The sequence below is a fragment of the Labrys miyagiensis genome (assembly GCF_030160835.1).
Taxonomy (GTDB): domain Bacteria; phylum Pseudomonadota; class Alphaproteobacteria; order Rhizobiales; family Labraceae; genus Labrys; species Labrys miyagiensis.
Genome location: NZ_BSPC01000045.1, coordinates 61,341 through 74,165, shown reverse-complemented (window position 1 = coordinate 74,165; position 12,825 = coordinate 61,341). Strand labels below are relative to the sequence as shown.

Annotated in this window: 11 protein-coding genes; 4 read left to right on the top strand and 7 right to left on the bottom strand. The window is 63.5% G+C overall.

All coding sequences use genetic code 11. From position 1 onward, the window contains the following. The first annotated feature begins 24 nt into the window (after nucleotides 1–24). Nucleotides 25–1,176, top strand: a complete 1,152-nt coding sequence (hpnH, locus tag QQL24_RS21095; RefSeq protein ID WP_284314267.1) for an adenosyl-hopene transferase HpnH — start codon at nucleotides 25–27, stop codon at nucleotides 1,174–1,176. On the opposite strand, the gene QQL24_RS21090 is transcribed toward hpnH, so the two are convergent. The 7 genes from QQL24_RS21090 to hpnA all read right to left on the bottom strand — a co-directional run bounded on the left by QQL24_RS21090 (nucleotide 1,117) and on the right by hpnA (nucleotide 8,971). After that, entirely contained in the window at nucleotides 1,117–1,764 is a 648-nt protein-coding gene (locus QQL24_RS21090) for a phosphorylase family protein (RefSeq protein ID WP_284314266.1), read from the bottom strand. The two genes, hpnH and QQL24_RS21090, sit on opposite strands and share 60 nt — an antisense overlap. A 99-nt stretch (nucleotides 1,765–1,863) precedes the next feature. Beyond that, nucleotides 1,864–3,837 (bottom strand): squalene--hopene cyclase, encoded by a 1,974-nt coding sequence (gene shc, locus QQL24_RS21085; RefSeq protein WP_284314265.1) that lies wholly within the window; start codon nucleotides 3,835–3,837, stop codon nucleotides 1,864–1,866. Further along, on the bottom strand, nucleotides 3,834–5,132 hold the full coding sequence (gene hpnE / locus QQL24_RS21080) for a hydroxysqualene dehydroxylase HpnE (RefSeq protein ID WP_284314264.1): 1,299 nt from the start codon (nucleotides 5,130–5,132) through the stop codon (nucleotides 3,834–3,836). Before hpnE ends, shc begins: the two co-directional genes overlap by 4 nt. Further along, nucleotides 5,132–5,965, bottom strand: a complete 834-nt coding sequence (hpnD, locus tag QQL24_RS21075; protein ID WP_284314263.1) for a presqualene diphosphate synthase HpnD — start codon at nucleotides 5,963–5,965, stop codon at nucleotides 5,132–5,134. The genes hpnE and hpnD overlap by 1 nt, the downstream gene beginning before the upstream one ends. Further along, complete coding sequence (hpnC, locus tag QQL24_RS21070) at nucleotides 5,962–6,834, bottom strand: squalene synthase HpnC (protein WP_431310729.1); 873 nt, start codon at nucleotides 6,832–6,834, stop codon at nucleotides 5,962–5,964. The genes hpnD and hpnC overlap by 4 nt, the downstream gene beginning before the upstream one ends. Further along, entirely contained in the window at nucleotides 6,834–7,982 is a 1,149-nt protein-coding gene (locus QQL24_RS21065) for a glycosyltransferase (protein WP_348536478.1), read from the bottom strand. Before QQL24_RS21065 ends, hpnC begins: the two co-directional genes overlap by 1 nt. After that, nucleotides 7,979–8,971 (bottom strand): hopanoid-associated sugar epimerase, encoded by a 993-nt coding sequence (gene hpnA, locus QQL24_RS21060; protein ID WP_284314261.1) that lies wholly within the window; start codon nucleotides 8,969–8,971, stop codon nucleotides 7,979–7,981. The genes QQL24_RS21065 and hpnA overlap by 4 nt, the downstream gene beginning before the upstream one ends. A 343-nt stretch (nucleotides 8,972–9,314) precedes the next feature. Between hpnA and QQL24_RS21055 the strand changes: the two genes are divergently transcribed. The 3 genes from QQL24_RS21055 to gnd are packed head-to-tail and all read left to right on the top strand — an operon-like array spanning nucleotide 9,315 to nucleotide 12,773. Further along, on the top strand, nucleotides 9,315–10,718 hold the full coding sequence (locus QQL24_RS21055) for a cytochrome ubiquinol oxidase subunit I (RefSeq protein ID WP_284314260.1): 1,404 nt from the start codon (nucleotides 9,315–9,317) through the stop codon (nucleotides 10,716–10,718). After that, nucleotides 10,715–11,725 (top strand): cytochrome d ubiquinol oxidase subunit II, encoded by a 1,011-nt coding sequence (gene cydB / locus QQL24_RS21050; RefSeq protein WP_284314259.1) that lies wholly within the window; start codon nucleotides 10,715–10,717, stop codon nucleotides 11,723–11,725. The genes QQL24_RS21055 and cydB overlap by 4 nt, the downstream gene beginning before the upstream one ends. A gap of 40 nt (nucleotides 11,726–11,765) precedes the next feature. After that, nucleotides 11,766–12,773, top strand: coding sequence for a phosphogluconate dehydrogenase (NAD(+)-dependent, decarboxylating) (gnd, locus tag QQL24_RS21045; RefSeq protein WP_284314258.1), 1,008 nt, complete (start codon nucleotides 11,766–11,768; stop codon nucleotides 12,771–12,773). Nucleotides 12,774–12,825: the final 52 nt, after the last annotated feature.

Sequence of the window (12,825 nt, the reverse complement as noted above, 5' to 3'; positions counted from 1 at the left end):
CTGTTTCTCGAAGGATCATATTGTATGGGCATTCCGTTCAACCAGATGGCCCGTATTGGCGGCTATATCCTCAAGAATGAGGTCATGCGGGTAAAACGCTACCCGCTGGTCCTCATGCTGGAGCCGCTGTTTCGCTGCAACCTTGCCTGTGCGGGATGCGGCAAGATCGACTATCCCGCCCCCATCCTCAATCAGCGTCTGTCGGTGGAGGAGTGTCTGGGCGCCGCGGAGGAGTGCCCCGCACCGGTTGTGGTGATTGCCGGCGGCGAGCCTTTGCTCCATCGCGAACTGCCTGAGATCGTCGAGGCTCTGCTGGCCAGGGGAAAGTTCGTTACCGTATGCACGAACGCACTCCTCATGGAAAAGAAGCTCAGCCAGTACAAGCCGCACAAGAACTTCAACTGGTCGGTGCATCTCGACGGCGACAAGCCGATGCACGACAAGTCCGTGTGCCAGACCGGCGTCTATGACAAGGCTGTTGCCGCCATCAAGGCGGGCAAGGCCGCCGGCTTCCGGGTCAATATCAACTGCACCCTGTTCAATGATGCGGATCCTGAAAACGTTGCCGATTTCCTCGACACCTTGCGGCCGCTGGGAGTCGACGGCATCACAATTTCGCCCGGCTATGCCTATGAGCGCGCGCCGGACCAGCAGCATTTCCTCAATCGCACCACGACCAAGACGCTGTTTCGCGAGATCTTCAAGCGCGGACGCGGGGGCCGTAACTGGGATTTCTTCCAGTCGGCGCTCTTCCTCGATTTCCTCGCAGGCAACCAGACCTATCATTGCACGCCCTGGGGCAATCCCACGCGCACGGTCTTCGGTTGGCAGAAGCCCTGCTACCTGCTCGGTGAAGGCTACGCCAAGACGTTCAAGGAGCTGATGGACAGCACCGATTGGGACAGCTATGGCACCGGCAACTATGAAAAATGCGCCGATTGCATGGTGCATAGCGGCTTCGAGGCGACGGCGGTGAAGGACGCCGTCAAGCACCCGCTCAAGCTGCTCGCGCTCAGTCTCAAGGGGCCGCGGACCGAGGGACCGATGTCCCCCGATATCCCGCTTCAAAACCAGCGGCCGGCCGAATACGTGTTTTCAAGGCATGTCCAGCACAAGCTAGAGGAAATAAGGGCAGGCAAGGCCGGGACCGAGGTCGCGACAGACGCCGCCGAGTGACGCAAAGGCCTGCCTGGAGGCCCGCGCGAGGCGCAGAAGATCGGGAAGCTGGCCGGGGCTGCGCGCCAGATTCGCCAGGATGCGCGGCAGGTCGGGGCGGCCGTCGGGGCGAAGCGCTATCAGGGCCGCCGGGGGAAGGCCCGATCCGGCTCCGTCGGCGACCGCGCGGATGACGACGAAGGGCAACTCCATCCGCTCCGCGATGTCGGCGACGATGTGAGATTCCATATCGACGATGGAGGCACCCGTCGCTGAGCGCAGTTGCTGCCTGGCCAGCCGTGTGGCGACAGGCGTATCGCTGCCGGCCACCCCGGCCAGGATGGCGCCATCGCAAGCCTCCGACAATCGCTGCCGCCATCCGCTGTCCGTGTCCCAGCGGCACCCCGGAACGGCGACCCAATCGGCCAACACTAGCGTACCCGGCGCAAGGTCGGGGGCAAGGCCGCCCGCGAGGCCGAAGGAGACGAGCCCAGCGGGTCGGCGGGAGGTCAAGGCCGATGCCAGCCGCTCGCGCAGAAAACCGGCATTCGCCGCCCCGCAGACGGTCTCGCTGGCCACGGCGTGAACGATGCGTGCCTCGGCTGACATTCCGCATATCGCCGTCACGGGCGCCCCGCTGTGAGGCAGAGGCTTCACGTCGGGTATCCCGTTGGAGTTCGCGTGCCTAGGGGGACCGTGCCGGCCTGGTCACATGCCATGCAGCACCTTCGAACCATTGCCCTTCTGCAGATTGCGATAGCGCGCGACGGCCCAGAGGGGAAAGAATTTCGAATAGCCGTGATAGCGCAGATAGAAGACCCGCGGAAAACCGGTGCCGGTATAGTTGGCCTCCTTCCAGAAGCCGTCTTCCATCTGATGATCGAGAAGCCATTGGATGCCGCGCGCCACACTGGGATGATGTGGCTCTCCAGCGGCCATCAGCCCCAGCACCGCCCATGCCGTCTGGGAGGCGATGCTCCTGGCGGCCTGGTAGCCCGTATAGTCGAGCCGGTAGCTGGCGCAGTCCTCGCCCCAGCCGCCATCGGCATTCTGGATCGAAACGAGCCAGTCGACGGCCTTGCGTATCTGGGGAGCCTGAGCCTCGACCCCCACCGCATTCAGGCCGCAGAGAACCGACCAGGTGCCGTAGACATAATTGACGCCCCAGCGGCCATACCAGCTGCCGTCCTTTTCCTGTGTACGCCACAGATAGTCGAGGGCACGCCTGACGGACTGGCTGCTCTGCACAGTCTCCCCGAGCTGCCCCAGCATCGACAGGCAGCGCCCCGTGACATCAGCGGTGGGCGGGTCGAGCAGGGCGCCGTGATCCGAAAAGGGGATGTGGTTCAGATATTCGTAATTGTTGTCGGCATCGAAGGCGCCCCAGCCGCCATTGCGGCTCTGCAACCCTTCGACCCATTCCCGCCCCCGTGCGATGGCGTCGGCGAAGTCGCGATGGCCTCTGGCATTCTGGGCCCGATCCATGGCCATGACCACCACGGCCGTATCGTCGAGATCGGGATAGTGATCGTTGTTATACTGAAACGCCCAGCCACCTGGCCTTACGCCCGGATGCCCCTCGGCCCAATCGCCGGCGACATCCAGAACCTGTCGGGGCTTCAGCCAGTCTAGCGCCTTATCGGCTTCCTGGCTGTCATTCCCGCCGGTGGCTTCGAGCAGCGTGTGGCATGCCAGCGCCGTGTCCCACACCGGCGATACGCAGGGCTGGCAATAGGCCTCGGTGTCCTTGACGACGAGAAGCCTGTCGATCGCCAGGCGAGCGGTGGCAACCATCGGATCGTTGGCATCATAGCCCAGCGCGTGAAAGGCCATGACGGCATTGGCCATGGCCGGGTAGATCGCACCGAGCCCGTCCTCTCCGTTCAGCCGCTCGCGGATAAAGGCGACGGCCTTCGCCATCGCCCGCTCGCGCGAGCGGCGTGGGAAGAAGGGATCGGCGGGACGCAGCACCCTGTCGATGGCGCCGAATATCTGCGTATAGGGAGCCTTCTGATGCGGCCCCTTCGGCCAGACCCGTACCTGGTCGGGCGGCGAGACGAAGAGTTCGCCGATGGTGACGCCGCGAGGGTTTTTTGCCGTGGGCTTGAGGACTTGCAGGATCAGCAGCGGCACCAGCACGGTGCGGGCCCAATAGGAGATCTTGCTGAGATGGAAGGGAAACCAGCGCGGCAGCAGCATGATCTCCACCGGCATGACCGGGACCGCTCGCCAGGGCACCTGCTGGTAGAGCGCCAGCAGGATACGGGTGAAGACGTTGCTGCGTGCGGCTCCGCCATGCGCCAGGATTGCCTGCCGCGCTTTCTCCATGTGGGGAAGGGCGGGATCATCGCCGATCATCTTGAGGGCGAAATAAGCCTTCACGCTCGCGCTGACGTCCAGTGCCCCGCCTTCGAAGAGAGGCCATCCCCCATGCGTGCCTTGGATGCGGCGCAGATAGACGGCAATCTTTCCTTCGAGTTCGAGATCGTCCGGTTCAGCCAGATAATGGCGCAACAGGATATATTCGGCAGGGATCGTCGCATCGGCCTCGAGTTCGAACAGCCAGTGCCCGTCGGGGCGCTGACATGCCTTCAGGGCGTCCCGGCCGCGGGCCACCGCCCGATCGAGGAGATCCGGGGAGGACTTGGCCGGCAGGCCTTGCTCGTCGGTCACTGCGGTCATGTCGAGATGGCCCCCTGAGAATGAGCCGCTGCAGCGGGCTGGCGCCCGGAAAGCTGCCGCACCATATCCGCAGCGACGACTCCCGATCGAATGGCTCCCTCGATTGTCGCCGGCAAGCCGGTTGCCGTGTAGTCGCCGGCCAGCAGGATGTTGGACCATTTTGTTTTGGCTGGGGGCCGCCGTTTCTCCTCGGCCGGAAGCGCCGCGAAGGTTGCTCGCCGCTCCTTCACGATCTGCCAGGATGGCATCGCCGCATCCAGTCCCGTGGCCGCCTGAATGTCCCGCCAGAGTGTGCTCGCCAGTTCCTCACGAGGCACATCAAGAAGCCGGTCGGCTCCGCTCGTCGTGGTCGAGATGTGGTCGGAAAAGGCGAAGATCCACTCAGCCTGTCCTCCGATCACGCCGAGGATCGGAGGAAGGCTCGCCGGCGGCGCGATCCTGAAGTGGCCGTTGACGATGGCGCAATGCTCGACCGGCACCGTAAGCCGCGGCAGAAGCTGGGAAGCGGCGAGGCCCGGCACGGCGAGAATGACGTGATCGTCCGCTTCCAGCGAGAGCCTGTCGTCCGCGAATATCAGGCCTTCGGCCCGATCCGGACCAAGAGTGATGGATCGCAATCGGGTCCCGAATCGCACTCTTGCGCCCAGCCCTTTCAGAAAGGCCAGCGCCGGATCGACGAACGCCGACGAGAGTCCGCCCCGTGCCGTCAGCGGACGGCATGCATCGCCGCCGCGCGCCAGGGTTTGGCGGATCACCGCGCCGGCCAGCCTGGCGCTTGCGGAGGGCGGCTCGATATTGAGCGCGGCCAGCAGCAAAGGCCGCCATAGCCGGTCATAGATGAGGCCTCGACAGGAAAGGGCGTCGCCGATCGTGGCGCCGTCGCGCGCGAATTGCAGGCGCAACAGGCCGAGATAGTCGGTCCATCGGGTTCCCGGTACGCGCCGGGCCTTGTCGAAGATCCAAAAGGGCAGCCGGCCGGGGCTGGGTTCGAGCTGCCAGCGTTCCCCATTTTCCAGGTCGACGAAGTCGAAGATGCTACGGTCGGGGCCGCTCAGGCGGTCTCTTGCGCCGATGCGCTGCAGATAGGCCAGGGCAGCCTGGTTGCCCGATAATATAAGGTGATTGCCGTTGTCGATCGTGGTGTCCAGGGTCGGGTCCACATAGGAGCGGCAGCGTCCCCCGGCTTGCGGCGCCGCCTCATGGAGGCAAACCGGCCAGCCTCGCTCGGCAAGCAAGGTCGCGGCCGATAGGCCGGCAAGACCGGCGCCAATGATATGAACCGTGCCGCGCGCCATCAAAACAGGCCATGCCGGACAAGAAGACCGATCAGCGTCAGCCGGGCGAGCCGGACTCGTTCGCGCGGTGGCTGAAAGCCCCGATCTTCCAGGCCATCGAGCAGCCTCATATAGACCGCGCCCATGAGACGCGGCGCCCGCGTCATCGAAGGGGGAATGCGGCGCCATACCAGGGCGGCCTGGTCAAAATGACCGCGGGCCCGCGTAATCAGCAGCTGGCACGCCGTCGCAAGCGCGGGATGGGCCAGAACTTCGCTCGTGACGCGGGTCTCGATGCCGGCTGTGCGGAGAGCCTCCTCCGGCAGATAGAGACGGCCCAGCCCCGCATCCTCGTCAAGATCGCGCAGGATATTGGTCAGCTGCAGAGCGCGGCCGAGATGGTGCGCCAATGCCGTGCTTTCCTGGCCTCGAATGCCAAAAATCCGATTGGAGAGCCGCCCCACGGCGCTCGCCACGCGATCGCAATAGAGATCCAGCGTGCTCAGACTGGGAGCGATGACATTGCCTTTGGCATCCATCGTCATGCCGTCGAGAAGGGCAGTGAAGTCGTCCTTGTCCAATTGATAGCGGCCGACGACGGCCGCAACGCTCGCAAATCGCCCTGGGGCTCCGCCGGCGTAAAGCGCCTCGAGATCGCGGCGCCAATTCTCGAGTTCGGCCAGACGCTGAGCGGAGGTGCCGCCCTCATCGGCGACATCGTCGATCCTGCGACAGACGTCGTAAATTGCGTACATCGCTTCCCGTTGCTGACGCGGCAGGATCCGCATCGCGGCGTAGAACGAGCTGCCCTTCGCGCGATTGGCCTGTATTGCTGGCTCGGCTACCGCGGTCATGTCGGCAGCCGGCGCCCTGGGACGCGATTTCGCCGGCCGAAACGCGTTCTCCCCACCAGAACGGCGATCATCGTGCCGAAAGCCCTGGCCTTGCCGATATGGACGCGCTGGCTAAGCGGATCGCGGTGCTTGAGTAACTGAACGAGCTGAAGCGCAAGGCTGTGGATGACGCCGACCTCCAGGGACAATCGGCCGTCGCGAATATTCCAGGCGAAGGGGTTGGCGTCATCGAGCAGCCTCTCGGTGCGCACTGCCAGACCCGACAGACAGCGCAGCAGGGCGGGGGAGGCCTGCCCTTGCCCGAGGTCCGAGATTTCGACACCCGCGATGCGCATGTCCTTCAGCGGGACATAGATCCGGTCGAGCGCCTGGTAGTCCTCGCCGCAATCCTGCAGGTGATTGATGATCTGAAGCGCGGCGCACAGCGCATCGTTGACAGGCCAAAGAGCCTGGCTCTCCCCATGCACATCAAGAACATAGCGTCCGACAGGCATGGCGGAGAAGGAGCAGTATTCCATCAGGGCGTCCCAGTCTTCATAGCGCAATTTCGTGACGTCGGTGCGGAATGCATGGAGCAGATCGAGAGCATGACGCGGGCTGAGGTCATGGTCGGCAAGGACGGATCGCAGCTTGACGGCGGCAGGTTCGCGGTCGTCATCGCCGAGCAACCCCGCCTCGAGCTGGTCGAGAAGGCCAAGTTTTTCTGCCGGCGCCAATTCGGGATGGTCGGCAACGTCGTCTGCCGTGCGCACGAAATCATAGAATGCCATGATTGGCGGACGATGCCGGTCGGCAATCAGCCAAGAGGCGACGGGAAAATTCTCGTCCCTCGAACCCTTGCCGGTCCTGGCAGAAGCGGCGCTGTCCATCATGCGCTCCTCGAAGCCTGGACTCGGCCCTTCCATAATCCACCACGTCCGAGTGTGTGCTGGATTGCCGAGTCCAGCGTAAAGGCCGTGTAGCACAAAGCGATTATAGGCAGGAGCGGTGCCCAAAGCCATGAGGACGCATAGAAACGCAGTGTCGGAACATAGGCAAGAGTCATGGCGATCCATACAACTGCCGCAACATAGCTGGCAGGCGCGGGCCCCAGCAAGGCAATTGCAGGCGGCGCGACATAGACGACAGTCATGCCGAGCACGGTTCCCAGCAACATCAGGGGCGAATAGCGAAGCTGAGCGTAGGCTGAGCGCGCCACCATCCGGCGGATGTCATCGAAATGGTCGTAGATCCGAATGCTCTGCGCCCGGGAGGTCAAGCCGAGCCAGATCGAACCGCCATCGCCCTTGAGCCGCGCGGCCAGGGTGCAGTCATCGATAAGGGCGCCGCGGATCGAGCCGATGCCGCCGATCTCCGTCAAGGCGGTCCGGGCGACGAGGATGCAGCCGCCAGCCGCCGCCGCCGTCCGCGATCCGGGGCGGCGCACCCAGCGAAAGGGATAGAGCATCTGGAAGAAGAAGATGAAGGCTGGAATGAGCATTCTCTCGGCCAGACTCTCACATCGCAACCGGGCCATCAGCGACACGGCGACAAGCTTGTCCTTTGTGGCGCGCATCACCATGGTTCGCAACGTATCGGATTCATAGGTGATGTCGGCATCGCTCAGCCAGTAGTAGGTCGGCTCCGTAGAGCCGGCCGCCTCGATGCCCTGATGGAGCGCCCAAAGCTTGCCTGTCCAGCCTGCGGGCAGGGGAGTTCCCGGCACGATCGTCAGGTCCGTGCCACGACCCCTGCTCTGCGCCGCGGCGAGCGCTTCCCCCGTGGTCATGTCGGTGCTGCTGTCATCGACCACTACGATGCGAAGGGGACCCGGATAGTCCTGCCCAAGCAGGGAGGTGACGGCGCGCGCTATGACCTCCGCCTCGTTGCGGGCAGGGACCACGGCTACCACACTCGGCCATGGGCTCGGCGAGACATCCACGATCGGTTCATCGCGATCGGCCGCTCGCCAGAAGCCGCCGCGGGCGACGATCAGGTAGATCCAGATGGCTGCGCTCAGAAAGGCCAGGACGATCATCGCAGATATCCCGCCAGCCTGAACCATGCGATCGCATCGTTCAGCGCTTCGCCATAGGGACGTGCATGGTAGCCGAGTTCGCGCTCGGCTTTCGCCGAGGTGTAATACATCTTGTGGCGGGACATTCTGAGCGCGTCGAGGCTGACGAAGGGTTCGCGGCCCGTCACGCGGGCGACCGCTTCGGCCGCGACGGCGAGGGGGACGACGGCGCCGCGCGGCAGGCGAATGCTCGGCGGCCGCCTGCCGACGATAGCGGCGATATCGGCAAGCATCCGTGCCAGGGAGACGTCCTGGCCGCCGAGGATGTAACGCTCGCCCACGCGGCCGCGGCGAAAGGCGGCGATATGTCCGAGCGCGACATCGTCGACGTGAACGAGGTTGAGACCGGTGTCGACGAAGGCCGGCATCCGCCCTGACGCTGCCTCGATCACGATCCGGCCCGTGGGCGTTGGGCGGACATCGCCGGGCCCGATGGGGGTGGAGGGATTGACGATGACAGCCGGCAGACCCTGGTCCCGAATCATCTGCTGGACCAACTGCTCCGCGGCAACCTTGCTCTGCTTATAGGCACCGACAGCATCCTCTTCATCCAGTTGTGCTGTCTCGTCGCTGGCATCGGATGTGCTCGGTGGACGGATCGTGGCGACACTGGAGGTATAGACCACGCGCTCGATTCTTGCCTCGAGAGCGGCCTGCATGATGTTGCGCGTCATGGCGACATTGTTGTGGCGGATTTCTTCGGGATGCGGCGCCCAAAGGCGATAGTCAGCCGCCACATGGAAGAGACTGTCGGCGCCCTGCATGGACTGCCGCGCCACTTCGGCATCACGCAGATCGCCGATGACAACTTCACAGTCCAGTTCTTCCATTCTGTCCCGCTGGCTGGAAGGGCGCGCAACCGTGCGTATGCGGTAACCCTCATGTCTGAGATGGCGGGCCACCGCCGATCCGATAAAGCCGAAGGCGCCGGTAACGACTGCGAGCGTCATTGCATACCTGCTCCGTTCACGCTGAGGCGCTCGACTGCGAGGAGCAAGGCTAGCCAGTTCCACCGTCCGCGTCGAGCCAGGCGCCAAGGAAGACAGGTAGAGACACGGTGCCGCGGTCTCCATGGAGCGAACCAGGCAGACAACGAGCGGCAGTCGAGCGTCCTGCCTCTCCGACGCAACCTAAGATGGAGCAGGCAGCAGGTGTGCACCTCTTAGAATTGAAGAAAAAATGAGATCAAAGTAAAAACAGATAAATCTATCCTCTTGCTATCGGACACGAGCAGCAGTCATTTTAGTTTTGTGGTTCGTCCCGAGACTACGATGCAGTTCTGGGGGGCAAGTGATGGAACTCGATCCTGTCTTTTTGTCGCGATTGCAATTTGCCTGGGTCATCGGTTGGCACATTCTGCTACCCGCCTTCACCGTCGGCATGGCGTCCTTCATCGCGCTTCTGGAAGGCCTGGCCCTGGCAACGGGGCGGCAGGTCTATGTCCGCGTCGCCACCTTCTGGATCAAGATCTTCTCGATCGCTTTTGGCATGGGCGTCGTCACTGGCATCATCATGCCGTTCCAGTTCGGCACCAATTGGAGCCGATATGCGGAGGCCACGTCCAATGTCCTGTCGCCACTGTTCGCCTATGAGGGGCTGACCGCCTTCTTTCTGGAAGCGGCCTTCCTCGGCGTGCTGCTCTTCGGCCGGCAATTGGTGCCGCGCTGGGCCCATTTTATCGCGGCGCTGATGGTCGCGCTCGGCACCCTTTTCTCGTCCTTCTGGATCCTCTCGGCCAACAGCTGGATGCAGACGCCCGCCGGCTATGAAATCATCGATGGACGCTTCTTCCCCAAGGACTGGCTGGAGGTCGTCTTCAATCCCTCCTTCCCATTCCGGCTCGCCCATACCGTGGTGGCCTTCTATGTCACCACCGGCTTCGTCGTCCTCGGCGTCGGCGCCCATCTCACCCGCCGCAGCGCCTCCTATGCGGAGGGGCGGACGATGCTGTCGATGGCGCTCTGGCTGCTCACCGTGCTGGTGCCGCTGCAGATGTTCCTCGGTGACCAGCATGGCCTGAACACGCGCCAGTACCAGCCTGCCAAGCTCGCCGCCATCGAGGCGCGCTGGGACACCGGCCGGGGCATTCCGCTGACCCTGTTCGCCATTCCCGACGAGAAGGCCGGCAAGAACCTGTTCGCCATCGAGGTGCCCGTTCTGGGCAGCCTGATCCTCACCCATGAGCTCGACGGCGAGGTCAAGGGCCTCAACGATTTCCCGGCCGACCAGCGCCCGCCCGTCGCCATTCCTTTCTTCGCCTTCCGCATCATGGTCGGCTGCGCCGTGGTGATGCTCTGCATGGTCCTGCTCGGTGGCTGGCTGCGCTGGCGCGAGCGGCTCGACGACAGCCGGTTCTTCCTCATCCTGTGCCAATTCACCATTCCGATCGGCTTCGTCGCTGTTATAGCCGGCTGGGCGACGACGGAGGTCGGGCGCCAGCCCTGGACCGTCTTCGGCCTGCTGCGCACCGCCGATTCCGTCTCACCCTCGCTGACGGGGTCTAACGTCGCCTTTTCGCTGCTGAGCTACATGCTCGTCTACCTGATCATCTACCCCGTCGGCGTCATCTTGATGCTGCGCCTCGTGCGCAAGGGACCTGCGCAGGTGGAAGAGGAGGTCTCCACTGTAGAAGGTGGGCGGCCGGAAGCGCCGGTCCTGGCCGGCGCCGTCGGCCTTGGCAAGGGAGAAGTGCGATGAACCCGGTGCTCGACTTCGTGCCGATCTGGACGCTGATCCTGGGCATGGCGGTGTTCTTCTACGTCCTGCTGGACGGCTTCGACCTCGGCGTCGGCATGCTCTACGGCCTTGCGCCCGACACGCCCTCGCGCAACATCATCATGAACTCGATCGCCCCGATCTGGGACGGCAACGAAACCTGGCTGGTCCTGGGCGGCCTCGGGCTGCTGGCCGCCTTTCCGGTCGCCTTCGCCATCATCATTCCTGCTGTCTATTTTCCGATCCTGGTCATGCTGCTGGCGCTGGTGTTTCGCGGCGTCGCCTTCGAATTTCGTTTTCGCGACACCGCGCACAAGACCTTCTGGGACCACGCCTTCTGCTATGGTTCCGGCATCGCGACCTTCGCCCAGGGCGTGGTACTTGGCGCCTTCATCCAAGGCTTCCAGGTCACGGGCCGGACCTTTTCGGGCAGCTCCTTCGATTTCCTCACCCCCTTTTCCCTGCTTACGGGGGTGGCGCTGCTGTTCGGCTACGGCCTGCTGGGATCCGGCTGGCTGATCCTGAAGACGGAAGGAGCGGTCCAGGCGGCGGCCCGCATGCAGGGGCGCGTCTGTCTTCTTGGCGTGATCGTCGCCGTCGGCATCGTCAGCATCTGGACACCCTTCATGAGCCCGGCCATCTCGGCCCGCTGGTTCGGCTGGCCCAACACGCTGCTGCTCGCTCCCATACCGATCGCCACGGCTGTGGTGGCCATCCTGACCTGGCGCGCGCTCGAAAGCGAAGCGGAGGCGGCGCCGTTCATCGGCAGTATCGGGATGTTCGCCCTGTCCTATGTCGGCATCGCTATCAGCCTGTTTCCGATGATCGTGCCTGGACATTTCACCTTGTGGGAAGCAGCATCCTCGCCGCGGACGCAGGCCTTCCTGCTTGTCGGCACGCTCGTGCTCTTACCTGTCATTCTGATGTACACCAGTTGGTCCTACTGGGTTTTCCGCGGCAAGGTGCGGTCCGACATTGGCTATCACTGAAGTTGAGACATAGGGCAGTTTTTCCTCAAAGGAGATAATCATGCAACTCGGAATGGTCGGTCTGGGCAGGATGGGCGCCAACATGGTGGGAAGGCTCCTCAAGCAGGGCCATCAATGCGTGGTCTTCGACATGTCTCCACAGGCTGTCCAGCAATTGACGGCGGAGAGCGCGACCGGAAGTACTTCGCTGGCCGACCTTGTGGCCAAGCTCGAGAAACCGCGCGCCGTCTGGCTGATGGTGCCGGCCGCGGTCGTGGATAGCACGATCGCCCAGGTGGCGCCCTTGCTTGAACCGGGAGACACCCTGATCGATGGCGGCAACTCATACTACATCGATGACATCCGACGCTCCAAGGAACTGGCCTCGAAAGGGATACGATATATCGACGTCGGCACGAGCGGCGGCGTGTGGGGGCTGGAGCGTGGCTATTGCATGATGATCGGAGGGCCAAACGCTGAGGTCCAACGCCTCGATCCGATTTTCAAGACACTCGCTCCAGGCCCAGGTGACATTCCAAGGACACCGGGGCGAGCGGAAGCGAGTGGCACGTCGGAACTCGGCTATCTTCACTGCGGGGAAAGCGGCGCGGGCCATTTCGTCAAGATGGTGCACAACGGTATCGAATATGGCCTGATGGCCGCTTACGCCGAAGGGCTGGGCATTCTGCGCTCAGCCAATATCGGCAAGACATCGGGTGTGATCGACGCCGAAACCACGCCGCTGCGCAACCCGGAACATTATCAATATGATTTCAACCTGGCCGAGGTGGCGGAGGTGTGGCGCCGTGGGAGCGTGATCGCCTCGTGGCTTCTCGATCTGACGGCGGCGGCCTTGATCGAGGACCCCGCCCTTGCAAAGTTCCAGGGCCGCGTTTCCGATTCCGGCGAAGGCCGGTGGACGATAACGGCCGCGATCGACGAGGCGGTTCCCGCGCCGGTGCTCACCACTGCTCTCTACGAGCGGTTCAGTTCGCGTGGCGACGCCGATTTCCAGAACAAGCTTCTGTCGGCCATGCGTTACCAATTTGGCGGTCATCTGGAGAAATAGAGCCGGACTGACGACGATAAGCTCCTTCCCGCAGGGGTTGCATTGGTTGACG

What these genes read in the sequence shown, in the direction of transcription:
- QQL24_RS21065 (WP_348536478.1), bottom strand. Translation starts at nt 7,982, where the DNA reads ATGATCGTCCTGGCCTTTCTGAGCGCAGCCATCTGGATCTACCTGATC.
- cydB (WP_284314259.1), top strand. Translation starts at nt 10,715, where the DNA reads ATGAACCCGGTGCTCGACTTCGTGCCGATCTGGACGCTGATCCTGGGC.
- QQL24_RS21090 (WP_284314266.1), bottom strand. Translation starts at nt 1,764, where the DNA reads ATGTCAGCCGAGGCACGCATCGTTCACGCCGTGGCCAGCGAGACCGTC.
- hpnA (WP_284314261.1), bottom strand. Translation starts at nt 8,971, where the DNA reads ATGACGCTCGCAGTCGTTACCGGCGCCTTCGGCTTTATCGGATCGGCG.
- hpnD (WP_284314263.1), bottom strand. Translation starts at nt 5,965, where the DNA reads ATGACCGCGGTAGCCGAGCCAGCAATACAGGCCAATCGCGCGAAGGGC.
- gnd (WP_284314258.1), top strand. Translation starts at nt 11,766, where the DNA reads ATGCAACTCGGAATGGTCGGTCTGGGCAGGATGGGCGCCAACATGGTG.
- hpnE (WP_284314264.1), bottom strand. Translation starts at nt 5,132, where the DNA reads ATGGCGCGCGGCACGGTTCATATCATTGGCGCCGGTCTTGCCGGCCTA.
- hpnH (WP_284314267.1), top strand. Translation starts at nt 25, where the DNA reads ATGGGCATTCCGTTCAACCAGATGGCCCGTATTGGCGGCTATATCCTC.
- hpnC (WP_431310729.1), bottom strand. Translation starts at nt 6,834, where the DNA reads ATGGACAGCGCCGCTTCTGCCAGGACCGGCAAGGGTTCGAGGGACGAG.
- shc (WP_284314265.1), bottom strand. Translation starts at nt 3,837, where the DNA reads ATGACCGCAGTGACCGACGAGCAAGGCCTGCCGGCCAAGTCCTCCCCG.
- QQL24_RS21055 (WP_284314260.1), top strand. Translation starts at nt 9,315, where the DNA reads ATGGAACTCGATCCTGTCTTTTTGTCGCGATTGCAATTTGCCTGGGTC.